Genomic DNA, 21,892 nt, shown 5'->3' on the forward strand with positions numbered 1-21,892 from the left:
GAAACCTCGAATTCAGTGATTGAATTCATTATTGCAGCGGACCCTCGCCGCGCAACCCCGCGCAACCCCGAGGCCCCGACGGCATCATGCTGGTCGGCGCGATGCCGCTCGCAGCCCCACGCACCCGCCTGCGCCTCATGAAAGCCTCCCAGTTCCTCGTCTCGACCCTCAAGGAAGCACCCGCCGACGCCGAGGTCGCCAGCCACAAGCTGATGATGCGCGCCGGCATGATCAAGCGGCTCGGCGCCGGCATCTACAACTACATGCCGATGGGCCTGCGCGTGATCCGCAAGGTCGAAGCCATCATCCGCGAGGAGATGGTGCGCGCCGGCGCGATCGAGCTGCTGATGCCGGTGGTGCAGCCGGCCGAGCTTTGGCAGGAGTCGGGCCGCTTCCAGGCCTACGGTCCCGAACTGCTGCGCGTGAAGGACCGCCACGACCGCGACTTCATCATCCAGCCGACCAGCGAAGAGGTCGTCACCGACATCGCGCGCCAGGAACTGCGCAGCTACAAGCAGCTGCCGAAGAACTTCTTCCACATCCAGACCAAGTTCCGCGACGAACGCCGGCCGCGCTTCGGCATCATGCGCGGGCGCGAGTTCACGATGAAGGACGCCTACTCCTTCGACCGTGACAAGGCCGCCGCGCTGAAGAGCTACGACACGATGTACGCGGCCTACTGCCGCATCTTCGATCGCTTCGGCCTGCAGTACCGCGCGGTGGCGGCCGACACCGGCGCCATCGGCGGTGACGCCTCGCATGAATTCCAGGTCATCGCCGACACCGGCGAAGACGCGCTGGTGTACTGCCCGAGCAGCGACTACGCCGCCAACATCGAGCTGGCCGAGGCGCTGCCGCTGATCGCGCGGCGCGGCGCGCCCGCCCAGGCGATGGCGAAGACGCCGACCCCGGGCAAGAGCACCTGCGCCGACGTCGCCACCTTGCTCGGCCTGCCGCTGGCGCGCACCGTCAAGTCGCTGGTGCTCGCCACCGACGAGATCGGCGAGTCGGGCGACGTGCTCAAGACCACCGTCTGGCTGCTGCTGGTGCGCGGCGACCACGACCTCAACGAGATCAAGGCCGGCAAGGTCGAGGGGCTCAAGTCGGGCTTCCGCTTCGCGACCGGCGCCGAGATCGAGAGCCATTTCGGCTGCAAGCCGGGCTACCTGGGACCGATCGGTCTGAAGCTGCCGGTCAAGATCGTCGCCGACCGCACCGTCGCCAACATGAGCGACTTCGTCTGCGGCGCCAACGAGATCGACTTCCACTTCACCGGCGTCAACTGGGGCCGCGACCTGCCCGAGCCCGACCTGATCGAAGACATCCGCAACGTGGTCGAAGGCGACCCGAGCCCGGATGGCAAGGGCGTGCTCGCGATCCAGCGCGGCATCGAGGTCGGCCATGTGTTCTACCTCGGCACCAAGTACAGCGAGGCGATGAACGCCAACTACCTGGACGAGACCGGCAAGCCGCGGCTGATGGAGATGGGCTGCTACGGCATCGGCGTCACGCGCATCCTGGGCGCGGCGATCGAGCAGAACAACGACGCTCGCGGGATCATCTGGCCGGCCGCGATCGCGCCGTTCGCGGTGGTCATCTGCCCGATCGGCTACGACCGCAGCGCCGAGGTCAAGGCCAGTGCCGATGCGCTCTATGCCGAACTTCAGTCGCTCGGCATCGACGCGCTCCTCGACGACCGCGGCGAGCGCCCCGGCGCGATGTTCGCCGACTGGGAACTGATCGGCGTTCCGCAGCGAGTCGTGATCTCGGATCGCGGTCTCAAGGAAGGCCAGGTCGAGTTGCAGGGTCGGCGCGAGGCCGAGGCCGCCTCGGTGGCCCGTGCCGACGTGGTGGCCCGGCTCAGGGATCGGCTCGGCCTGTGAGCATGCTGGGCCGGCGCTCGCTGATCGTCGCCGGTGGCGCGGGGCTCGCGCTGGCCGGCTTGCCGCGCCTGGCACTGGCCGGCGGCCAGGTCGAGGAGCCGCTGGCCGACTCGGTGCGCGGTGCGCTGCGGATGGCGGTGGCCAACGGCGCACCGCCGCGGCCCGAGTTCGCGAGCACTGAAGAGCGCCTGGTCTACCTGCGCTGGCTGACGGCCAGCAGCGAGAAGCTCGCGCGCCGCAAGCCGGATTTCGACACCCGGCGCGAGTTCCTGAACACCCTCTGGTACGAGAGCAAGCGCGCCGGCCTCGAGCCCAACCTGGTGCTGGGACTGGTCCAGGTCGAGAGCGGCTTTCGCAAGTTCGCCATCAGCAGCGTCGGCGCACGCGGCTACATGCAGATCATGCCGTTCTGGAGCCGGCTGATCGGCGATGGCGATGCCAGCCGGCTGTTCCACATGCAGACCAACCTGCGCTTCGGCTGCGTGATCCTGCGCCACTACCTCGACCGCGAGCGCGGCGACCTGTTCCTCGCGCTCGGCCGCTACAACGGTAGCCGCGGCCGGGCGGAGTATCCGAACGCGGTGTTTGCGTCGCGCAAGCAGTGGGAGAGCGGCGCGCGCGCCTGAGCCGGCGTCAGCGCCACGCGTACTTCACGCCCAAGGTCCAGGTGCGCCCCAGCGGGCTCGCGTAGAGCGGGTCATAGCCGAGCTGGAAGTTTGCCCCCGAGTTGGTGAATGGCGGATCGCGGTCGAGCAGGTTCTGCACCCCGAGCGTGAGGGTCAGCGCCGGGGTCGGCGCGTAGCCCAACTGGGCATCCCAGTTGACGTACGAGCTGACGCGCCGGGTCGATCCGTCCGGCAGCGGTCTCTCATCGCGATAGCCGCGCCGGTAGCGCTGCGAGAGCGTGCCCTTCCAAGCTCCGAGGTCCAGCCCCATGCTCAGCACATGCTGCCAGCGCGGCACGACGCGGCCGATCAGGTCGATCACCTGGCCGGCGACGATCTCCTGCCGCGCCCGTCGCACATAGCTGCCGTCGAACTGCGCTGATGCGCGGCCGAGTGGCGTCGACACCGGCGCGCTGGCCAGATGCAGATCGGTGCCCTCCACGCGCCAGGTGCCCAGGTTCTGGTTGATCAGCAGGACCTGCTCGATCGGCCCCGGCAGCGCCGGGAACGCCGGGTCCACCGGACCGCGCACCACGTTGCTGCCCTCGTAGCCCGGGATGTTGTAGATCACGTCCTCCTCGGTGAGCGTGCCGATGATGTCGCTGATGCGGATCGACCAGATGTCGAGCGACGCCTGCCAGCCGGGTGAAGGCTCGAGGACGATGCCGAGGTTGGTCTGCGTGGAGCGCTGTGGCTGCAGCGCCGGATTGCCGCCGCCCACCACCCGCCACTCGGGCTGACAGTCGGCGGGCTGGCCAGTGACCGGGCAGCGCACCGGGTCGGTCACCGGCGGTTCGGCGAAAAAGTAGTCGTTGAGGCTGGAAGTCTGTTCGGTGTACAACTCGGGCAGCGACGGGGCGCGAAAACCCCGCCCCGCCGAGGCGCGCAGCAGGCCCCAGGCCGCCGGCTGCCAGCGCAGCGCCAGCTTCGGGCTGAAGTTGGAGCCGAAATCTGAGTAGTGGTCCAGCCGCGCCGCGGCCTGAAGCTCGAGGCCGGTCAACACCGGCGCTAGCAGTTCGGCATAGAGCGCCTGCACGTTGCGCGAGCCGCTCTTCTCGCCCGACGGCCCCCCGCTGCCGGCCACCTCGTCGGTAATGACCGGCCGGCGATCGGTGAGCGTCTCGCGGCGCGCCTCGACACCGGTGGCCAGCGCGAGCATGCCGCCCGGCAGCGCCAGCAGCTCGCCGCTGGCGCGCAGGTCAGCCTCGACGCTGCGGCCACGCGCTTCGCGCGCCAGCCCCGTCAGCTCGGTACCGGCCAGCAGCGCGTCGCCTTCGGGTCCCGAGGCGCCGAAGGGGTTGACGAGCCCGGTCGCCAGTGCGGCCGACAACCGGCCGGCATCAACGAAGCCGCTCGCGTAGTGCTCCTGCGCGCGGCTCTGCTTGAACGAGAGCGCGCCGTCGAAGTCCCAGCCACCGCGGCGGCCGCGCGCCCCGACCAGCGCCCGCAGATTTTCCGAGTCCACCTCGTTGGTGCGCGAGCCCAGCGGCAGCGTGCGGTAGGCCAGTGGCAGGTTGCCCTGGAGGCCGAGTTCGGTGGGGTAGTAGGGGCTGCTGGCCGGCAGGAAGAAGCGCGAGCCGGTGCCCGATAGGTTAGCTATCGCCGACGACGGCGACGAGACAAAGCGCACCTCGCTGTCGGACCACAGCAGTTCGGTGTAGAGCTCTGCGCCGGAGCCCAGCGCGACGCTGGCACTGGCCAGCAGGTTGGCCTGGCGCGATGGCGCCACGAGGTTGAGCGTTTTCACGAAGTCGAAGCCGCAGGTGTCGGCCACCCCATTGCCATCGCTGTCGAAGGGCACGGTCAGGCTGGTACAGCCCGGTGCGGCGGGGTTGACGAGCGTTTGCCCGCCGCCGGGGGTGAACTGGCGAATGTTGGCCGGCCATGAATTGCCACTCAGCTGCACCAGGCCGAGCTCTGGTCGGTTGCCTGTGCTGGCGAAGGGGCGGTCGATGGCGGCGAGCCCGCGGGTGCGCTGCAGGTCGACGATCGCGAACGCGTTGTAGCCATCGGCGCCCAGGTCCCCGCGCCCGAAGGCCAGCGTCGCGCGGCCGCGCTCTGCGCCGCCGGCCTCCGGTGCGCGCGCGCTGAGGCCCAGCTCGGCGCCGGAGAAGTCCTTGCGGGTGACGAAGTTGATGACGCCACCGATCGCATCGCTGCCATAGAGCGCCGAGGCGCCGTCCTTGAGCACCTCGACACGCTCGATCGCCGCGAGCGGGATCACGTGCAGGTCGACGCCGGGGCCGCTGATGCTGGTGAAGGCGTAGTTCGCCAGCCGCCGACCGTTGAGCAGCACCAGCGTCTCGCCGGTGCCCAGGCCGCGCAGCGAGGCGCTCGAGAGCCCCGGCGTGTCGGCTTCGCCGAGCCCGAGCGCCTCGGGGTGGCCGCCAGCGTTGGCCACGATGCGCTGCAGCAGTTCCTCGGCGTTCTGCGCGCCGCTGCGCTCGATCTGCTCGCGGCGGATGATCTGCACCGGCAGCGCGGTCTCGGCGTCGATGCGCGGCAGGCGCGAGCCAACCACCTCCACGCGCTCGAACTGGACCGGCTCCTGCGCGATGGCGCCGGTCGCGAGCAGGGCGAGGGCAAGCGGGTGGGGCCGCATCGCGTGGCCCTACATCTGGCGGAAGCGGTAGGCAAAGGGCTCGCTGACGGCGAGCGTCTCCTTGCGCTGCTTCAACTTCAACTCGAACTGGCCGCCGAGCTTGCGATGGGCCAGTGCGATCGCGTTGACGTTGACCACCACGCCGCGGTGCACGGGCCAGAACACCTCCGGGTCGAGCTCGTCCATCAACTCCTTGATCGATCTGCGGATCAGCGCCTCGGCGTCCGCCGTGACGACCAGCGTGTACTTGCTGTCGGCCTTGAAGTAGCAGACCTCGTCGGTGGTGATCAGGCGCACGTTCTGGCCGCTCGAGGCGTTGATCCAGCGCAGGAAGCCGCGCTTGGGCGCCTGCTCGCGCAGCACCTCGAGCAGGCCGTCCAGCTTGGCCGGAGCCGCATCGAGCCGCTCGCGCACCCGCGCAATGGCCGCGGCCAGGCGTGCCGCGCTGAAGGGCTTCATCACGTAGTCGACCGCACCCTGCTCGAAGGCCGCAACCGCATGCTGGTTGTAGGCGGTGACGAAAACGATGTGGCAGCGCCCGCTGGCAGCGCGCGCGACCTCCAGCCCCGAGAGCCCGGGCATCTCGATGTCGAGGAACATCACCTGCGGCTTGCAGCGGCCGAGCGCGTCGAGCGCCTCGACGCCGTCTTCGGCCTCGGCGACGATGCGCAGGCCCGGCCACAGCCTGGTCAGGCTGTCCTTCAACTCGCCGCGCAGGAGCGGTTCGTCCTCGGCGATGACGGCATCGGTCATGGTGCGTCTCCTTGCGGGTCATCGTCGGCGCTTGCGCGCAGAAGCGGCAGCTCGATCGCGGCCCGGCTGCCGGCCGGCTGCGCCGGCCCGGCTTCGAACCGGGCCTGTTCGCCATAGAGCACGCGCAACCGCTCGTCGATCTGCTCCAGCAGCGCCACACCGGCGATGCCGGCGCCAAAGGCATCGTTGCCCGACAGCAGTTCGATGTGCAGCCGCGCGCCGGAGGCAGTCACGCCGATGCGCAGCCGCGGCCCGTTGGTGCCCGGCCGTGCCACCGCGTGCTGCACCAGCGGCAGCAGCACCAGCGCCGGCAGGCGCGCGCCCTGCGCCGCGGGCGCGGCGTCGATCTCGAAGCGCAGGCCGGGCAGCGAGCGGCCCATGATGTCGAGCCAGGCGCGCACCAGCTTCAGTTCCTGCCCGAGTTCCGAGGTCGACTCGCGCAGGTGCGGCAGCGCGGCGCGCAGGTACTCGATCAGGTCCTCCAGCATCGCGCCGGCCGCGCGCGCGTCGCTGCGATACAGGCCGCGGATGTGCGCCAGCGTGCCGAACAGGAACATCGGCTCGACGCGCGCCTGCAGTGCCTGCAGCTGCGACTCGAGGGTGCGCCGGCCGGCGACGGCGCGGGCGCGCTCGGCCTCCTGCTGGCGTCGGCGCGCCGCCAGCGCGGTGCGGCGCGTGACGTGGACGAAGGTGGCCAGCCCGCCGACCAGGATGCCGATGGCCATCTGACACAAGCGATAAAACTCTGGGTGGTGGGCTGGAAGCACGACCTTGCTGCCCGGGAGCTCGAACGGCAAGCCCAGCGCCTCGCGCAACTCCCAGCCGAGCAACGCGCCGCCGATCGCCCCGAGCACCACCGCCATCGCATAGTTCGGCAGGCGCGGCGCGCCGCGGTCGACCGCCTCGTCGGCGATTACCACCGCGACCAGGATGACCAGGCCCATCACCGCGGTGGTAGTGAGAATGGCCACCTTGGCGGTCGGCGACGCGCCCAAGGCCCCCCCGAAGCCCAGGCCGCCGATGAATACGAGCGGGGCCAGCATCGGCAGGGCAAAGGCCAGCGTGCGCGGGCTCAACCGTCGCGCGACCGCGGCCGGGAAGTCCAGCGCGGTGGAGGCGTTCATGGTGGCGTGGTCCCGGCCAGCGCCGGCAGACGGATCGTCGCCAGCAGGCCGTGCGGCTCGCGCGCGGCGAGCGTGAACTCGGCCGCGCTGCCGAACATCGCGGCCAGGCGGGCGCGGATGTTGGCCAGCCCGGTGCCGCCGCCGGCGGTGTCGTCACCGAAGCCGCGCCCGGTATCGGCCACCTCTAGCCGCAGCTTTCCGCCCTCCAGACGCGCGCCGACCTCGACCCGTCCGCCCTCGCGCTGCGGCGCCAGGCCATGCTTGATCGAGTTCTCGACCAGGGTCAGCAGCATCATCGGCGGCACCTCGAACTGCCGCAGCGCGGGCGCGATGTCGACCGAGTAGGTCAGCCGCCGCCCCATGCGCACCTGCTGCAGCTCAAAATAGGCCTCGAGCAGCTCGGCCTCGCGCGCCAGCGTCGAGTGCTCGTCGCGCATCGACGGCAATGCGATCTGCAGGTAGTGCGTCAGGCGGTCGAGCATGCGCTCGCCGGCGGCGGCATCGGTCTCGTAGAGGCGCCGCACGTTGGCCAGCGTGTTGAACAGGAAATGCGGCTCGATCTGCGCCTCGAGCGTCTTGAGCCGCGCCTGCAGCGTCTGTTGCTCGAGTGTCGCGCGGTCGGCTTCGGCGGCGCGCATGGCCTCGAGGCTGCGCACTTGGGCGCGGTAGAACTCGCCCGCCGGCACCAGCAGCGCGGCGAGCAGGCCGTAGCGCAGGAACATGCCCCTGAATCCGTACGGCCAGAGCTCGTCGAGCGAATAGTCGTCGAATGCAACAAGGTAGAGGATGCGGCTCGCGGCCGCGGCGGCCGCGGCCAGCGCCACCGCCGCGACCAGCACCATGACGCGCCGCATGCCGGAGTCCGGTCCGAGGCGGCGCACCGGCTCGATGATCGCCAGCATCAGCAGCACGTGCATCAACTGGGCCCAAAAGTCACCCCAGGCCATGTCGGCCAACTCATGCAGCGGCGCTACTGCCTCGTCCAGGGAGGATTCCCGCAGGCGGCGGAACAGCACCCACAGGGCCACCACCGCCACCACGAAGCCCAAAGTCGGCGCCAGGTCGCGGGCGAGGGCGAGCGACCGCTGCCTGGATCTGGCGGCCCAGGAAGCCGCGCTTTCGGTGATGGTGGCGATGGTCATGCCGGGGCCTCCAGGGTTGGCGCCGCCAGCGGCTGCTCGCGCGGCAGGCTCAGGCGAACCATGCCGTCGGCCGCACCCTGCTCGACATCGAGCGTGGCCGCCTCGCCGTGGATCGCGCGCAGCCGATCATGGATCTGAGCGATCACCTGGCCGGCCTCAGCCGATGCGAAGGCAGGCCGACTCGCGCAAAGCTCCAGTACCAGCCTGCCGTCCGACGCAAAGGCACGCAAGCGCAGCACCCGCTGCTCGGCATTGCCGCCGCCGCCAACCGCGCACTGCACCAGCGGCAGCAGCACCAGCGCCGGCAGCGCCGCCGCGCGCACCGACGCGTCGACCTCCGACTCGAGCCGCCACGGCCGGTCGTCGCGGCCGACGATGTCGAGCCAGGCAGCGGCGAGCTTGAGCTCGCGCTCGACGACCGAGCTCGACTCGCGCAGATGCGGCAGCGCCGCCCTCAGGTAGTCGATCAGGTCGTCGATCATCCGGCTGGCCGCGGCGGTGTCGCGCAGGTACAGCCCACGAATGCGCTCGAGCGTGCCGAACAGGAACACCGGCTCGATCCGCGCCTGCAGCGCCTGCAGTTCCGATTCGAGCGTCACCCGCTGCGCCAATGCGCGCGCCTGTTCGGCGCGCTGCTGGCGCAGCCGGGCTCGTATCGCGTCGCGGCGGCTGACGTGGACGTAGGTCGCGAGGCCACCGACCAGGATGCCGATGACCATGATGTCGAGCCGGCGCGACAGACCGAAGAGGAACGACTCGACATCGATCTCCCCCCCACCGGAATACTCGAAACCGAGCGCGGCGCGCACATGCCACCCGAGCAGCCCGCCCGCCACCGCCGCCCCGACCACCGCGGCCGCATAGGTCCGCAAGCGCGGCCAGCCGCGGTCGACCGCCGCGTCGGCCGCGACGACGGCCACGCACATCAGAAGCGCCGCCACCGCGGTATGGACGAGGCGCGAAATCTTGGTCGGCAGCGGTGCGTACCAGATGATCTGGTTCAGGCCAAAGGTGGCGACGCCGACCAACACCGTCAGTAGCACCAGCGTCAGAATGAGCTTTCGCAGGTCGAAGCGCCGCCACGGCGCCTTGGCCAGGCCGGTTGGCGGCTGCAAGGCGGCATTCATGAAACGCTGACCGGCAGCTTGATGGTCGCCACCAGGCCGCGTGGCTCGCGGGCCTGCAGCGACAGTTCGCCGCGCGGGCCGAACATCGCGGCCAGCCGGGCCCGGATGTTGGCCAGCCCGGTGCCGCCGCCGGCCGTGTCGCCGCCGAAGCCGCGGCCGGTGTCGGCCACCTGCAGCCGCAATCGGGTGCCCTCCAGCCGGGCGCCGACCTCGATCCGGCCACCCTCGCGCATCGGTGCCAGACCATGCTTGATCGCGTTCTCGACCAGCGTCAGCAGCATCATCGGCGGCACTGCGATCGCGCCGAGTGCGGCCGGAACATTGATGCTGAAGTCGAGCCGGCGCCCCATGCGCACGCGCTGCAACTCAAGGTAGGCCTCGATCATCCGCGCCTCGCGGTCGAGCGTCGGCGACTCGTCGCGCATCGACGGCAGCGCGAAGCGCAGGTAGTCGATCAGACGCGCCAGCATGGCGTCACCGGCGGTCGGGTCGGTGTCGTAGAGCCGGCGCACATTGGCCAGCGTGTTGAACAGGAAGTGCGGCTCGATCTGGGCCTCGAGCGTGCGCAGCCGCGCCTGCAGCGACGCGCGCTCGAGCGATTCGCGGTCGGCCTCGGCGGCGCGCATCGCTTCGAGGCTGCGGAGCTGCCGTCGGTGGTACTCCGCCACCACCAGCAGCATCAGGGCCGGCACGGCAAAGCGGATCGCCGTCTGGCTCCAGAGCGGCCAGAACTCCGGGCGCTCTATACCACCTTCGTGCAGCAGAAAGACACATCGCGCAAGTGCCGCCAGTGCGGCCGCGATGGCCAATGCGGCGCCCAGCGCCAGCCAGCGCCTTCGGCCCTCATCAGGACCCAGCCGCCGTGCCGTCTGGACGATCGCCAGCATCGGCAGCGCGAAGTGAATGTGGGACAACAGGTCGCCCCACCAGCCGATCAGGAACTCGTGGCCATCGAACGTGGGCTGGAAGCCGATCCTCGCGGTCGAACGGAACAGCGCCAACATGCCGACCACCGCGACGACCACGAGCAGCGCGCGCAACTCCTCGCGCGCGATCTGCTGCCAGCGCCCGGTTTGCCATGCATCCCTGCTGTTGGATCTGCCGTCGACCATGCCGGCCTCCACGCTGCGCACGATCATGCTGAGTCGGGATGCGCTGTCAACGCCGCGACCGTGCGTTCGCCGCGTAGTTCTTCGCCCCCGCACAGCGCATTGATGAAGATGAACCGCGGCCAGCGACCGCGGCGGGCCGGCGGGCGTCGACCTGGGAGGGAGCCTAGGGAGCGCGTCGGTCGCGGGCGAGGCGCGTGCGACGAGTGGGGGAAAATCGAGTGCGAGTGCCGCCGACGGAGTGACGAGTCCGTCCGCAGTTCATGCCGCTCGCGTCCTTCGTTCCGTCCATGGCCGAATTTTTGGCCTCGAAGCCGCGGGCCTCAGAGCCCGGTCCAGGCCCGCGGCGCTGCGCCGGATACACCGAGCAGCGCCAGCACCCGCTCGACCGTGTCGTCGACCATCGCCTCGATCGATTCCGGCCGGTGATAGAAGGCCGGCAGCGGCGGGAAGATCACGCCGCCCATCTCCGTCACGGCGGTCATGTTGCGCAGGTGCGCCAGGTTGAACGGCGTCTCGCGCACCATCAGCAGCAGGCGGCGCCGCTCCTTGAGCGTGACGTCGGCGGCGCGCGTGAGCAGGTTGTCGCCGAAGCCGTGGGCAATGGCCGCGAGCGTCTTCATCGAGCAGGGCGCGACGACCATCGCCGCGGCGTCGAAGCTGCCGCTGGCGATGCAGGCGCCGATGTCGCCCGGCGCGTGGCAGTGGTCGGCCAGCGCCTCGAGCGCCTTGCGGTCGAGGCCTAGTTCATGGTGCACGTTGAGCACGCCGGCCGGCGTGGCCACCAGATGGGTCTCGACACCGAGCGCGCGGGCCCGTGCCAGCAGCCGCGTGCCGTAGACGGCGCCCGAGGCGCCGGTGATGCCGACGATGAGTCGCTGGCGGTTCACGCCTTCGCGAACAGCGGCTGCAGTTCGCCCGCCTGGTACATCTCCATCATGATGTCCGAGCCGCCGACGAACTCGCCGCCGACGTAGAGCTGGGGAATGGTTGGCCAGTTGGCGTAGTCCTTGATGCCCTGGCGGATCTCTTCGTCGTCGAGCACGTTGACCGTCTTGAAGTCGGTCACGCCGCAGGCCTTGAGGATCTGCACCGCACGGCCCGAGAAGCCGCACATCGGAAATTGGGCGTTGCCCTTCATGAACAGCACGACCGGGTGGGACTTGACCAGCGCGTCAATGCGCTGCTGAACGTCGCTCATCGCGAAACTCCAAATGAAATGCGCGGCCAGCAATGGCCGCGTGACCAGCGTTTATACGTCAGGTGCAGGCGAGGCGGGTCGCGGCGGCCGAAGCCCCCGCGCTAGAAGGCGTAGGACACGCCCAGGTGCAGCATCGGGTTGAGCTGCAGGTCCCGCACCAGATCGCCCGCGCTCTGCTGGCCGCCGAGCACGTTGCCCAGGCGCACCGCCGAGGCCGGGCTCAGCGACATCATGCCGAGGTCGGCGCTGAAGCCCCAGCCCACGCCGGTCAGCGGCCGCTTGCCGAACAGCCCGGTGTAGCCGATGCCCACGTAGGGCAGCGCCGCCGAGTCGTTGCCGTCGGGGTCGAGCGGCAGCCCGGTCAGGCTGTAGCGGTTGTAGTCGCGATGCTCGGCGCTGAGGCCTGGCGCGAGTTGGGTGCCGCCGAGCGCGCCCGACCACAGCGGATTGCGGGTGCCGAGCAGCAGGCCGCCGGTGGCGCGAAAGCCGCCGCCGCGACTGAAGGCGCTCCGGCTGAAGTAGTAGTCGCCCATCAGGCTGGCACCCAGGAGCCGGTTGGCGCTGTCGCCGACCGTCCACGGCGCGTCTTCGGGAGCACGGGTGGCGAGACCGAAGCGGCCCTGCCACTGTGGCAAGGGGCTGCCTTCCTGCGCCAGGTCCTGTGGCTTCCAGCGCAGTCCCTGGTCACCGGCCAGTGCGTCAACGGAGCCGACTGCCAGCCCGACGGCCAGCATGGCTGCGGCCAGCAGCGAGCTGCGGGGAACGGGGGGCAAGGTCGGCGTCGACATGGCAACCACTCCTGCGTCGGCCGGAACACGAAGTGCGCGTCCGGGAGTCGATGCTACGCCGCCTCGGCGCCGCGTGAACCACGTGTTTCGAGGCGTGTCGGCCTTGTGGCCGGCCGGCGACAGTCGACCGGCTTCAGCCGCCGGGCCAGCGGCCCCCGCTGACGCGTGGGTTGCCGGCCAGGTCGGCACGGCTGCCGACGGCTTCGAAGCCGGCCGCCCGCAGCAGGGCGCACACGGCCGCGGCCTGGAGATGACCATGCTCCAGCAACAACCAGGCCTTGGCTTCCAGCCGCGCCGGTGCCTCGACAACGATCGCGCGGATCGAGTCCAGGCCATCTGGTCCGGAAGTGAGCGCCTGCAATGGTTCGAACCGTAGCGCGTGCAGATGCTCGTCACCCTCTTCGATGTAGGGCGGGTTGCTGAGCACCAGACCGAAGCGGCGACCGGCCAGGGGCTCCCACCAATTGCCCTGCAGCCATTCGACCGCCAGGCCGAGGCGCTCGCCGTTGGCGCGCGCCACTGCCAGCGCGGCCGGGCTGGCGTCGACCGCGCAGACCGAGGCCAGAGGCCGAGCCCGCTTGATCGCCAGCGCGATCGCGCCGCTGCCGGTGCCGAGATCGGCGACCGCAGTCGTGCCGTCGGCCGGCAGCAGTTCCAGCGCCCAGTCGACCAGCGTCTCGGTGTCCGGGCGGGGAATCAGCACGTCGGGGCCTACCGCCAGCGACAGGCCGTGGAACTCGCGCTCGCCGAGCAGGTAGGCCAGCGGTTCGCCCCCGGCGCGCCGCGCCAGCAGGGTCTCGATGCGGGCCTGGTCCTCGGTTCCGAGCGGCGCGTCGTCATGCGCGATCAGCCAGGTGCGCGGGCGGCCGGTCACATGTTCGAGCAGCGCCGTCGCGTCGAGCCGCTCGACGCCCTGCGCGCGCGCCGCCTGCAGCAGCGAGGCGACCGTGGCCATCAGCGGTCGCCGATCTCGAGCTCGGCCAGTTGCTCGGCCTCGCGCGCCGCGACCAGCGCGTCGATCACCGGCTGCAACTCGCCATTCATGATCGCGCCAAGCTGGTAGAGCGTGAGGTTGATGCGGTGGTCGGTGAGCCGGCCCTGCGGGAAGTTGTAGGTGCGGATGCGGTCGCTGCGGTCGCCGCTGCCGATCAGGTTCTTGCGCTCGGCCGCCTCGCGCGCCTGGCGCTCGAGCCGCTCGCGGTCGCGCAGTCGCGCCGCCAGCACCGCCAGCGCCTTGGCCTTGTTGCGATGTTGCGAGCGGTCGTCCTGGCATTCGGCCACGAGGCCGGTCGGCAGGTGCGTGACGCGCACCGCCGAGTCGGTCTTGTTGATGTGCTGGCCGCCGGCGCCGCTGGCGCGGTAGGTGTCGATGCGCAGATCGGCCGGGTTGAGCGTCACTTCTTCTGCCTCGTCCGGCTCGGCCAGGACCGCCACCGTGCAGGCACTGGTGTGGATCCGGCCTTGCGTTTCGGTGGCCGGCACGCGCTGCACGCGATGGCCGCCCGATTCGAAGCGCAACTGGCCGTAGACGCCGCCGCCCTCGACCCGCAGCACCGCTTCCTTGTAGCCGCCGAGCTCGCTTTCGCTGGCGCTCATCAGCTCGAGCTTCCAGCCGCGCGCCTCGGCATAGCGGCTGTACATGCGCAGCAGGTCGCCGGCGAACAGCGCCGATTCGTCGCCGCCGGTGCCGGCGCGGATCTCGAGGAAGGCGTTGCGCGCGTCGTCAGGGTCGCGCGGCAGCAGCAGGCGCTGCAGTTCGGCTTCCAGCCGCTGCAACTCGGCTTCGGCGGCCGGGATCTCCTCCTGCGCCATCTCGACCAGCTCGGCATCACCGCTGGCCAGCCAGTCGCGTGCGGCGGCCAGGTCGGCCTCGCGCTGGCGATGGCGCTCGGCGCGCTCGACCAGTCCGGCGACCTCGGTGTGCTCGCGGCTGAGCGCACGAAAGCCGCCGCCGTCCTTCATCACGGCCGGGTCGGCCAGCAGCGAGTCGAGCTCGGCCAGTCGTTCGCGGTAGCGCTCGAGTTGCTGGCGCAGGGCGGGTTTCATGGGGAAGTGGACAAGTGAAGGTCACGGCCGCGCAAAGGCGCGGCCGAAGCAGGAAGGGTCGCTAGCGCTCGCTGCCGACGTCGTCGTCGGCCGCGGAGTTCGGCGTCGAAGCCGGCGGCACGGCGCCGCGCAGGAACAGCCGCGAGACGGTGCCGGCGAGCTGCTCGCGCCGCACCGGGTCGGCCGCATGCAGCTCGGCATAGGCGCCGTGCAGCAGCTTCTGAGTGAGGCCGCGCGACAGCGCCTCGAGCACGGCCTCGATGTCCTCGCCGCGCGCGAGCTGGCGGCGGGCGCGCGCGATCTCGATCTCGCGCCAGTTGTCGGCCTGCGCCTGCACCGCCTGGATCAGCGGCACGCTGGAGCGCTGGCCGAGCCAGTGGACGAAGCTCTGGACCCCGGTCTCGATGATGACCTCGGCCTGCGCCACCGCCGACTGGCGCTTCTCGCCTGCGCTCTGGACCAGCGCCGAAAGATCGTCGACGGTGTAGAGATAGACGTCGTCGAGCCGCGCGACCTCGGGCTCGATGTCGCGTGGCACCGCCAGGTCGACCATGAACATCGGCCGGTGGCGGCGCGCCTTGAGCGCGCGCTCGACCGCGCCGAGGCCGATCAGCGGCAGCGAACTCGCGGTGCAGGAAATCACCGCGTCGAACTCGTGCAGCCGGCCCGGCAGGTCGGCCAGGCGCATCACCTCGGCGCCGAAGCGCGATGCCAGCTTCTCGCCGCGGTCGAGCGTGCGGTTGGCAATGACGATCTGCCGGGGCGCGCGCGCCGCAAAGTGCGTGGCGGCCAGTTCGATCATCTCGCCGGCGCCGACGAACAGCACGTTGATGTCGCGCAGGTCCTCGAACAGCTGTTCCGCCAGCCGCACCGAGGCGGCGGCCATGCTGATCGAATGGGAGCCGATCTCGGTCGAGCTGCGCACTTCCTTGGCCACCGAGAAGCTGCGCTGGAAGAGCTGGTGCAAGGTGCTGCCGAGGGTGCCGGCCGAGTCGGCCTCGCGCACCGCCTGCTTCATCTGGCCCAAGATCTGAGGCTCGCCCAGCACCATCGAGTCGAGCCCGGAGGCGACCCGAAAGGCGTGCCGCGCCGCCTCGCCCTGCTCGAGCACATAGGTGTGGTGGCTCAGCGTCGTGCTGGCGACCCCGCCGACCTCGGCCAGCCAGTCCAGCGCCGGCCGCACCAGCGCCGGATCGGCCGAGCAGTACAGCTCGGTGCGATTGCAGGTCGAGATGATCGCCGCCTCGGGGCCGGCGCCGTTGCCGGCCGCCGCGACACGGCCGCGAAAGGCCTGTAGCGTGGGTGTCAACTGCTCGAGCGAAAACGCGAAACGACCGCGCAGGTCGACCGGCGCGGTCGTGTGGTTCAGGCCAAGGGCAAACACGCTCACGGCGAGATTATAAAATTTGAGGCTGCCTCTCGGTGGTGACCGCCCCCGACGACCCCAGCCGACCCCTTTTCGGGACGCCCGGCACCGCACCGGCGCCGGCCAAACTGGCGCCCGAACCCATGACTGCACTCCAGGCTTTCTTCCATGCGCTCAACCTGCTGCTGCCCGGCCTGCTGCTCGGCCTGATCGCGGCCGGACTGGCCAAGCTGCTGTGGCGCCAGGCGCTGCGCGGCGTGGCGCTGGCCCGGCTTGCGGCGTGGGGCGCCGGTGCCGCGGTGCTGGCCTCGCTGGCCGGCCTCGTGCTGGTCGGGCGCGATGGTGCGATGCTTACCTACTTGGCCATGGTCCTGGCCTGCGCCGCGGCACTGCTGGTGGCCGGCTTTGGCGGCCGGCGTGAGGCCTGAAAGTGAATCGATGAGCCCACTGCCCGGCCGCCCGAAAGTGGGCTCGCTCCCCCTTGGGGGGACGGACGCGCAGCGGCCTTGGGGGTACCAATGAGCTACAGCGTCAAGGAAGTCTTCTACACCCTGCAGGGCGAGGGTCACCACGCGGGCCGACCCGCGGTGTTCTGCCGCTTTGCCGGCTGCAACCTGTGGAGCGGGCGTGAGGTCGATCGCGCCACCGCCGTTTGCCGCTTCTGCGATACCGAGTTCGTCGGCACAGACGGCAGCGGCGGCGGCAAGTTCACCAGCGGCGCCGATCTGGCGGCCCACGTGGCCTCGTTCTGGCCGCTGGCCGCGCACGCCGGCCGCTTCGTCGTGCTGACCGGCGGCGAGCCTTTGCTGCAGGTGGACCCCGAGTTGATCGACGCGCTGCACGAGCAGGGCTTCGAGATCGCGGTCGAGACCAACGGCACCATCGCGGCGCCGGCCGGGCTCGACTGGATCTGCGTCAGTCCCAAGGCCGGCGCGCCGCTGGTGCAGCGCTCGGGCGACGAGCTCAAGGTGGTGGTGCCGCAGGTTGGCATCGACCTCGCCGAGTTGGAGGGCCTGGCCTTCGCCCATCGCCGCGTGCAGCCGATGGATGGGCCCGATCGCGTCGCGACCACCGCCTACGCGGTGCAGTGGTGCCTCGATCACCCGGGCTGGCACCTGAGCGTGCAGACCCACAAGGTGATCGGCATCCGCTGAGGACGCAGGGCCGACAATCGACGCGCGATGTTCGAACTCAGCCAATCCTTCTACTTCGAGGCTGCGCACACCCTGCGCCGCAATGTCGACGACGCCACCGAGGCCGCCGGCAGCCGCCGCATCCACGGTCACACCTACCAGGCCGAGGTCACGGTCTGCGGCCAGCGCGACCCGGCCACCGGCATGGTGCTCGACCTGGCACTGCTGCGCGCCGTGGTGGCGCGCGTGCGGACCACGCTCGACCACCATTTCCTCGACGAGATCGAGGGCCTGGGCGTGCCGACGCTGGAGAACCTCTGCCTCTACATCCACCGCTCGCTGGCGGCCGCGGTGCCCGGCGTGACGCAGGTCAGCGTGTGGCGCGAGAGCAGCGGCGACCGCTGCACCTACCGGCCGGACCGCTCCAGTACCGCCGGCGGACCGCGGTGAGCGACGCTCTCTCGCTGGCTCAACGCAGCCGGCGCGCGAAAGATGACTTGGCCGCGCGCAGCAAGCGCGCGGTCTGGCATCCCTGCACCCAGATGCAGCGGCTCGAGGCCGAGCCGGCGTTGCCGATCGCGCGCGCCGAAGGCCCCTGGCTGTTCGACGCCGAGGGTCGCAAGTACCTCGATGCGGTGAGCTCCTGGTGGGTCAATCTCTTCGGCCACAACCACCCGGCGCTGCGCGCGGCGCTGCTCGAGCAGTTCCAGACCGTCGACCACGTGATGCTGGCCGGGCTGACGCACGAGCCGGTGGTCGAACTCTCCGAGCGTCTCGGCGCGGCAACCGGCCTCGGCCATGCCTTCTACGGCAGCGACGGCGCCTCGGCCACCGAGATCGCGCTGAAGATGAGCGCGCACAGCTGGCGCAACCTGGGCCGGCCGCAGAAATGCGAGTTCATCGGCCTGGCCGGCGGCTACCACGGCGAGACGGTCGGTGCGCTCTCGGTGACCGACATCGCGCTGTTCCGCGAGGCCTACGCACCGCTGGTAAGACTGAGCGCGGTGATGCCGTCGCCGGACGCGCGGCTGGCGGCCGACGGCGAGGACGCACGCGCCGTGGCCCTGCGCTGCGCTGCTGCGCTCGAGGCGCATCTCGAACAGCACCACGAGCGCATCGCTGCCTTCATCGTCGAGCCGCTGATCCAGTGCGCGACCGGCTTTGCCTTTCACGACGCCGAGTACCTGCGGCGCGCACGCGAACTCTGCGATCGCTACCAGGTGCACCTGATCTGCGACGAGATCGCGGTCGGTTTCGGCCGCACCGGCACGCTGTTCGCGCACCAGCAGGCGGGCATCCGGCCCGACTTCATCTGCCTGTCCAAGGGCCTGACCGGCGGCACGCTGCCCTTGTCGGTGGTGCTGACGACCGACGCGGTCTACCAGAGCTTCTACGACGAGCGCGCCTCGCGCGGTTTTCTGCATTCGCATTCCTACACCGGCAACCCGCTGGCCTGCCGCATGGCGCTGACGGTGCTCGAGCTGTTCGAGCAGCAGGACGTGCTGGCCCGAAACCGCGTTGCCGGCGACCGGCTCGAGGCGCTGCTGCGTCCGCTGCGCGAGCACCGCGCGGTGCGCCACCCACGCCGGCGCGGCATGATCTGGGCCTTCGACATCGCCGGCGCGCCGCCCGGTTTCTCGGGTACCTACCACCTGGCCGCGCGTGAGCGCGGGCTGTTGCTGCGGCCGATAGCCGACACGCTGTACCTCATGCCGCCCTACGTGCTGGACGACACCGAGTTGCAGCATCTGGCGGACGGCTCGCTGGCGGCGCTCGACGCGGTGCTCGGGAGATGAGGCAGGCCTTCTTCATCACCGGCACCGACACTGGCGTCGGCAAGTCGCGCGCCAGCGCTGCGCTGTTGCACGCGCTGGCACGCAGCGGCCTGCGCGCGGTCGGCATGAAGCCGGTCGCCGCCGGCGCCGCGCCCGATGTCGACGGCGTTCTGCAGAACGAGGACGCGCTTGCGCTGCGCGCGGCGAGCAATGTGCGCGTGCCGCCCGAACTCGACAACCCGGTCTGCCTGGTCGACGCCACCTCGCCGCATATCGCGGCGCGCAATGCCGGCGTGCGGATCGACATCGAACCGATTGCCGCGCGCTTCAAGGAACTGCAAACGCTCGCCGACGCGGTGGTGGTCGAGGGCGCCGGCGGCTTCCTGGTGCCGCTGAATGAATCGCAGACCGGCGCCGACCTTGCCGTCGCCTTGCAGCTACCGGTCATCCTGGTCGTCGGCCTGCGCCTCGGTTGCCTCAACCACGCGCTGCTGACGCGCGATGCGATTGCCGCTCGCGGCCTGGCGCTGGCCGGCTGGATCTGCAACCGGCTCGATCCGGCGATGCCCGAACAGGCCGCCAACCTCGACTATCTGCAAGCGCAACTCGGCGCGCCGCTGCTGGGCGACTGGGCCTTCGATCCGCAGGCGCGGCCCGCGGACCTGAAGATCGAACTGCCAAGGGTCTAGGCGATGCCCGATCCGATCGAAGACTTCGAGACCGCGCTCGGCGAACTCGACGCGCGGCAACTGCTGCGTCGTCGCCGCGCTGTCATGCCAATCGATGGCGCGCGCGTGATGGTCGATGGCGTCGAGCGCCTGGCCTTCTGCAGCAACGACTACCTCGGCCTTGCGCAGCATCCGGCGCTGATCGAGGCCGCGCGCGAGGCGGCGCTGCGCTACGGCGTCGGCGCCGGCGCCTCGCCGCTGGTCAGCGGTCACAGCCCTGAGCACGAGTCGCTCGAAGCCGAACTCGCGGCCTTCGTCGGCCTGCCGCGCGCGCTCTACTTCTACGCCGGCTACGCCGCCAACAGCGGCTGCATTCCGGCGCTGGTGGGCAAGGGCGACGCGCTGATCGCCGACGCGCTGAACCACGCCTGCCTGATCGACGGCGCGCGACTCTCGGGGGCCGAGCGCCACGTCTACCCGCACAACGACCTGGCCGCGCTCGAGCGGGCTTTGGTCGAGACCCGAGGTGCGCGCCGCCGGCTGGTGGTCGCCGATGCCGTGTTCAGCATGGACGGCGATCTCGCGCCGCTGCCCGAGATGCTCGCGCTCTGCGAACGGCACGACGCGCTGCTGATGGTCGACGACGCGCATGGCTTTGGCGTGCTGGGCGAGGGCGGTCGCGGCACGCTCTCGCACTTCGGGCTGCACGCGGGCGCCATGCCGTCGCGGCTGATCTACATGGCCACGCTCGGCAAGGCGGCCGGGGTCTCGGGCGCCTTCGTTGCCGGCGCCGGGCCGGTGATCGAATGGCTGCTGCAGAAGGCGCGCACCTACATGTTCGCCACCGCTGCACCGGCGATGGGGGCGGCGGCGCTGCGCGCCAGCCTGCGCGTGATCGAGGCCGATGACTGGCGGCGTGAGCGTTTGAGCGCGCTGCACGCGCAACTGGCCGCGGGCTTGGCCACGCTGCCGTGGCCGGCGCCGACAACGCCGAGCGCGATCCAGCCGCTGATGCTGGGCGACAACGCGAGCGCGCTGGCGGTGATGGCCGCGCTCGACGAGCGCGGCCTCTGGGTGCCGGCGATCCGGCCGCCGACCGTGCCGGCCGGCACCGCGCGGCTGCGCATCACGCTGTCGGCGGCGCACGAGGCGGGCGATGTGGAGCGGCTGCTGGCCGCGCTGAGGGCCGTCGCCGGCTGAGTCGCGGGCTCAGGCCGGCGATGCGAGCTCGCCGGCGGCGTCGGTCGCCAGCAGGGTCTCGAGGCACTGCTCCTGCACCCCGTAGAAGCGCTTGATCTCCTGCACCTGCGCCTGCAGATCCGCGCGTCGCTCGGCCGTCGCGCCGCGCTTGAGTGCCAGGATCATCTTGTTCTTACTGGTGTGCTCGAGCGAGGTGAACTCGAAGACCTGGGTCTCGTAGCCCTCGGCCTCGAGCAACAGCGCGCGCAGGCCGTCGGTCAGCATCTCAGCCTCCTGGCCGAGGTGGATGCCGTGGCGCAGCAGCGGCAGCAGCAGCAGCGGGCTGCGCATCTGCGGCCGCAGTTGCTTGTGGCAGCAGGGCGAGCACATGATGATGCTGGCGCCCGAGCGGATGCCCATGTGGATCGCGTAGTCGGTCGCCACGTCGCAGGCGTGCAGCGCGATCATGATGTCGACGCCGTGCTGCGCGTAGTCGCGCACGTCGCCGTGCTCGAAGCGCAGTCCCTCGAGCCCGAGCTTGGCGGCGGCCTCGTTGCCGAGCTTGACCATGTCGTCCTTGAGGTCGACACCCGTCACCTGCAGCTGGCGGCCGAGCGTCGCGCCCAGGTAGTCGTGCACGGCGAAGGTGAGATAGCCCTTGCCGGCGCCGAAGTCGAGCACCCGCAGCGGCGCATCGGCCGGCAGCGCGGCGCTGTCGACGGCATGCGCCAGCACCTCGACGAACTTGTTGATCTGCTTCCACTTGCGCGCCATCGCCGGCACCAGCCGCTGCTGGGCATCGGTGACGCCGAGCTCGACCAGGAAGGGCTTGCCGATCGCGACGAAGCGGTGCTTCTGGCGGTCGAGTTCGGTCAGTGCAGCCGGCGCGGCCGCGGCTGCGGGGCCGCGCCGGGCGCCATCGGCCGGCGGCGGCAGACGGCCCCGCTGCAGGCGGGCCCGGTGTTTGCGGTTGACCACGTACTGGATGTCCTCGGTCGACGTCTGCAGATGCGCGTGGTCGAAGCCACCGGCGAGCAACTCGGCCAGCAGCGCCAGTGCGGGCGCCTGCGGCAGGTTCTTCGTGATGTCGCGAGTCTTGTAGCGGTAAAGCAGGCTCAGGTGAAGTTCACCGCGCAGCGTCACGGCGCGGATCAGCAGCTTCTGCAGATCCGGTTCCGGCCCGCGGTACTGGCCCAGTTGCAAGCGGTGCAACGCCCGGCCGTCGATCGCCGCGCGCACGGCATCGACGAACTGCGCCCGCACCGGCGCGTTGGCGTCGGCGGCCTCGGGCGCGGCGCTCGCGGGCTGTGGTGGCGTCGGAACATTCACGC

At 70.7% G+C, this 21,892-nt stretch carries 21 protein-coding genes; 8 read left to right on the plus strand and 13 right to left on the minus strand.

Annotation, left to right across the window (positions count from 1 at the left end):
* Positions 1-137: 137 nt before the first annotated feature.
* Positions 138-1,883, plus strand: a complete 1,746-nt coding sequence (locus tag EV670_RS13785; protein ID WP_130433076.1) for a proline--tRNA ligase — start codon at positions 138-140, stop codon at positions 1,881-1,883.
* 2 nt (positions 1,884-1,885) lie between these two features.
* Positions 1,886-2,509, plus strand: coding sequence for a lytic transglycosylase domain-containing protein (locus EV670_RS13790; RefSeq protein WP_130433784.1), 624 nt, complete (start codon positions 1,886-1,888; stop codon positions 2,507-2,509).
* Between the two features lie 7 nt (positions 2,510-2,516).
* Here the strand turns inward: EV670_RS13790 and EV670_RS13795 are convergent, their stop codons facing one another.
* The 12 genes from EV670_RS13795 to hemA form a co-directional block, all read right to left on the minus strand.
* The gene (locus EV670_RS13795) at positions 2,517-5,150 is read right to left on the minus strand and encodes a TonB-dependent receptor plug domain-containing protein (RefSeq protein WP_130433078.1); all 2,634 of its coding nucleotides are present in this window, start codon (positions 5,148-5,150) and stop codon (positions 2,517-2,519) included.
* Positions 5,151-5,159: 9 nt separating this feature from the next.
* Complete coding sequence (locus EV670_RS13800; RefSeq protein WP_130433080.1) at positions 5,160-5,903, minus strand: LytR/AlgR family response regulator transcription factor; 744 nt, start codon at positions 5,901-5,903, stop codon at positions 5,160-5,162.
* Positions 5,900-7,027: a histidine kinase gene (locus EV670_RS13805; protein ID WP_130433082.1), complete on the minus strand. Its 1,128-nt coding sequence runs from the start codon at positions 7,025-7,027 to the stop codon at positions 5,900-5,902. The genes EV670_RS13800 and EV670_RS13805 overlap by 4 nt, the downstream gene beginning before the upstream one ends.
* The gene (locus EV670_RS13810) at positions 7,024-8,169 is read right to left on the minus strand and encodes a sensor histidine kinase (protein ID WP_130433084.1); all 1,146 of its coding nucleotides are present in this window, start codon (positions 8,167-8,169) and stop codon (positions 7,024-7,026) included. Before EV670_RS13810 ends, EV670_RS13805 begins: the two co-directional genes overlap by 4 nt.
* Positions 8,166-9,296: a sensor histidine kinase gene (locus EV670_RS13815; RefSeq protein WP_130433086.1), complete on the minus strand. Its 1,131-nt coding sequence runs from the start codon at positions 9,294-9,296 to the stop codon at positions 8,166-8,168. The genes EV670_RS13810 and EV670_RS13815 overlap by 4 nt, the downstream gene beginning before the upstream one ends.
* Positions 9,293-10,435 carry a sensor histidine kinase gene (locus EV670_RS13820; RefSeq protein WP_130433088.1) on the minus strand — a complete coding sequence of 381 codons (1,143 nt, stop codon included), beginning with the start codon at positions 10,433-10,435 and terminating at the stop codon, positions 9,293-9,295. The genes EV670_RS13815 and EV670_RS13820 overlap by 4 nt, the downstream gene beginning before the upstream one ends.
* A gap of 293 nt (positions 10,436-10,728) precedes the next feature.
* Positions 10,729-11,295, minus strand: coding sequence for a UbiX family flavin prenyltransferase (locus tag EV670_RS13825; protein ID WP_130433090.1), 567 nt, complete (start codon positions 11,293-11,295; stop codon positions 10,729-10,731).
* Positions 11,292-11,606: a Grx4 family monothiol glutaredoxin gene (grxD, locus tag EV670_RS13830; RefSeq protein ID WP_130433092.1), complete on the minus strand. Its 315-nt coding sequence runs from the start codon at positions 11,604-11,606 to the stop codon at positions 11,292-11,294. Before grxD ends, EV670_RS13825 begins: the two co-directional genes overlap by 4 nt.
* Positions 11,607-11,707: 101 nt before the next feature.
* Positions 11,708-12,394 carry a hypothetical protein gene (locus EV670_RS13835; protein WP_130433094.1) on the minus strand — a complete coding sequence of 229 codons (687 nt, stop codon included), beginning with the start codon at positions 12,392-12,394 and terminating at the stop codon, positions 11,708-11,710.
* A 133-nt stretch (positions 12,395-12,527) separates the two neighbouring features.
* The gene (prmC, locus tag EV670_RS13840) at positions 12,528-13,349 is read right to left on the minus strand and encodes a peptide chain release factor N(5)-glutamine methyltransferase (protein WP_130433096.1); all 822 of its coding nucleotides are present in this window, start codon (positions 13,347-13,349) and stop codon (positions 12,528-12,530) included.
* Positions 13,349-14,440 (minus strand): peptide chain release factor 1, encoded by a 1,092-nt coding sequence (prfA, locus tag EV670_RS13845; RefSeq protein ID WP_130433098.1) that lies wholly within the window; start codon positions 14,438-14,440, stop codon positions 13,349-13,351. Before prfA ends, prmC begins: the two co-directional genes overlap by 1 nt.
* A 61-nt stretch (positions 14,441-14,501) precedes the next feature.
* Positions 14,502-15,830 (minus strand): glutamyl-tRNA reductase, encoded by a 1,329-nt coding sequence (gene hemA, locus EV670_RS13850; protein WP_130433100.1) that lies wholly within the window; start codon positions 15,828-15,830, stop codon positions 14,502-14,504.
* 119 nt (positions 15,831-15,949) lie between these two features.
* Between hemA and EV670_RS13855 the strand changes: the two genes are divergently transcribed.
* The 6 genes from EV670_RS13855 (at position 15,950) to bioF (ending at position 20,582) form a co-directional block, all read left to right on the plus strand.
* Positions 15,950-16,234, plus strand: coding sequence for a hypothetical protein (locus tag EV670_RS13855; RefSeq protein ID WP_130433102.1), 285 nt, complete (start codon positions 15,950-15,952; stop codon positions 16,232-16,234).
* A 90-nt stretch (positions 16,235-16,324) separates the two neighbouring features.
* Positions 16,325-16,960 carry a 7-carboxy-7-deazaguanine synthase gene (queE, locus tag EV670_RS13860; RefSeq protein WP_130433104.1) on the plus strand — a complete coding sequence of 212 codons (636 nt, stop codon included), beginning with the start codon at positions 16,325-16,327 and terminating at the stop codon, positions 16,958-16,960.
* A gap of 27 nt (positions 16,961-16,987) precedes the next feature.
* Positions 16,988-17,389 carry a 6-pyruvoyl trahydropterin synthase family protein gene (locus EV670_RS13865; RefSeq protein ID WP_130433106.1) on the plus strand — a complete coding sequence of 134 codons (402 nt, stop codon included), beginning with the start codon at positions 16,988-16,990 and terminating at the stop codon, positions 17,387-17,389.
* A gap of 47 nt (positions 17,390-17,436) precedes the next feature.
* Entirely contained in the window at positions 17,437-18,735 is a 1,299-nt protein-coding gene (bioA, locus tag EV670_RS13870) for an adenosylmethionine--8-amino-7-oxononanoate transaminase (RefSeq protein WP_479725211.1), read from the plus strand.
* Positions 18,732-19,403: a dethiobiotin synthase gene (bioD, locus tag EV670_RS13875; RefSeq protein ID WP_130433108.1), complete on the plus strand. Its 672-nt coding sequence runs from the start codon at positions 18,732-18,734 to the stop codon at positions 19,401-19,403. Before bioA ends, bioD begins: the two co-directional genes overlap by 4 nt.
* Before the next feature lie 3 nt (positions 19,404-19,406).
* Entirely contained in the window at positions 19,407-20,582 is a 1,176-nt protein-coding gene (gene bioF, locus EV670_RS13880) for an 8-amino-7-oxononanoate synthase (protein ID WP_130433110.1), read from the plus strand.
* A 9-nt stretch (positions 20,583-20,591) separates the two neighbouring features.
* Here bioF and EV670_RS13885 read toward each other — a convergent pair whose 3' ends face one another.
* Positions 20,592-21,890 (minus strand): class I SAM-dependent methyltransferase, encoded by a 1,299-nt coding sequence (locus EV670_RS13885; protein ID WP_130433112.1) that lies wholly within the window; start codon positions 21,888-21,890, stop codon positions 20,592-20,594.
* Positions 21,891-21,892 lie beyond the last annotated feature (2 nt).

Source organism: Rivibacter subsaxonicus, from assembly GCF_004217215.1.
In the GTDB taxonomy this organism is placed as follows: Bacteria; Pseudomonadota; Gammaproteobacteria; order Burkholderiales; family Burkholderiaceae_C; genus Rivibacter; species Rivibacter subsaxonicus.

Coding starts and splice junctions, on each gene's coding strand:
- bioD (WP_130433108.1), top strand. CDS start 18,732: ATGAGGCAGGCCTTCTTCATCACCGGCACCGACACTGGCGTCGGCAAG.
- grxD (WP_130433092.1), bottom strand. CDS start 11,606: ATGAGCGACGTTCAGCAGCGCATTGACGCGCTGGTCAAGTCCCACCCG.
- prfA (WP_130433098.1), bottom strand. CDS start 14,440: ATGAAACCCGCCCTGCGCCAGCAACTCGAGCGCTACCGCGAACGACTG.
- EV670_RS13790 (WP_130433784.1), top strand. CDS start 1,886: ATGCTGGGCCGGCGCTCGCTGATCGTCGCCGGTGGCGCGGGGCTCGCG.
- EV670_RS13810 (WP_130433084.1), bottom strand. CDS start 8,169: ATGACCATCGCCACCATCACCGAAAGCGCGGCTTCCTGGGCCGCCAGA.
- EV670_RS13815 (WP_130433086.1), bottom strand. CDS start 9,296: ATGAATGCCGCCTTGCAGCCGCCAACCGGCCTGGCCAAGGCGCCGTGG.
- bioF (WP_130433110.1), top strand. CDS start 19,407: ATGCCCGATCCGATCGAAGACTTCGAGACCGCGCTCGGCGAACTCGAC.
- EV670_RS13835 (WP_130433094.1), bottom strand. CDS start 12,394: ATGTCGACGCCGACCTTGCCCCCCGTTCCCCGCAGCTCGCTGCTGGCC.
- EV670_RS13820 (WP_130433088.1), bottom strand. CDS start 10,435: ATGATCGTGCGCAGCGTGGAGGCCGGCATGGTCGACGGCAGATCCAAC.
- EV670_RS13785 (WP_130433076.1), top strand. CDS start 138: ATGAAAGCCTCCCAGTTCCTCGTCTCGACCCTCAAGGAAGCACCCGCC.
- EV670_RS13805 (WP_130433082.1), bottom strand. CDS start 7,027: ATGAACGCCTCCACCGCGCTGGACTTCCCGGCCGCGGTCGCGCGACGG.
- EV670_RS13800 (WP_130433080.1), bottom strand. CDS start 5,903: ATGACCGATGCCGTCATCGCCGAGGACGAACCGCTCCTGCGCGGCGAG.
- EV670_RS13865 (WP_130433106.1), top strand. CDS start 16,988: ATGTTCGAACTCAGCCAATCCTTCTACTTCGAGGCTGCGCACACCCTG.
- EV670_RS13795 (WP_130433078.1), bottom strand. CDS start 5,150: ATGCGGCCCCACCCGCTTGCCCTCGCCCTGCTCGCGACCGGCGCCATC.
- EV670_RS13855 (WP_130433102.1), top strand. CDS start 15,950: ATGACTGCACTCCAGGCTTTCTTCCATGCGCTCAACCTGCTGCTGCCC.
- prmC (WP_130433096.1), bottom strand. CDS start 13,349: ATGGCCACGGTCGCCTCGCTGCTGCAGGCGGCGCGCGCGCAGGGCGTC.
- queE (WP_130433104.1), top strand. CDS start 16,325: ATGAGCTACAGCGTCAAGGAAGTCTTCTACACCCTGCAGGGCGAGGGT.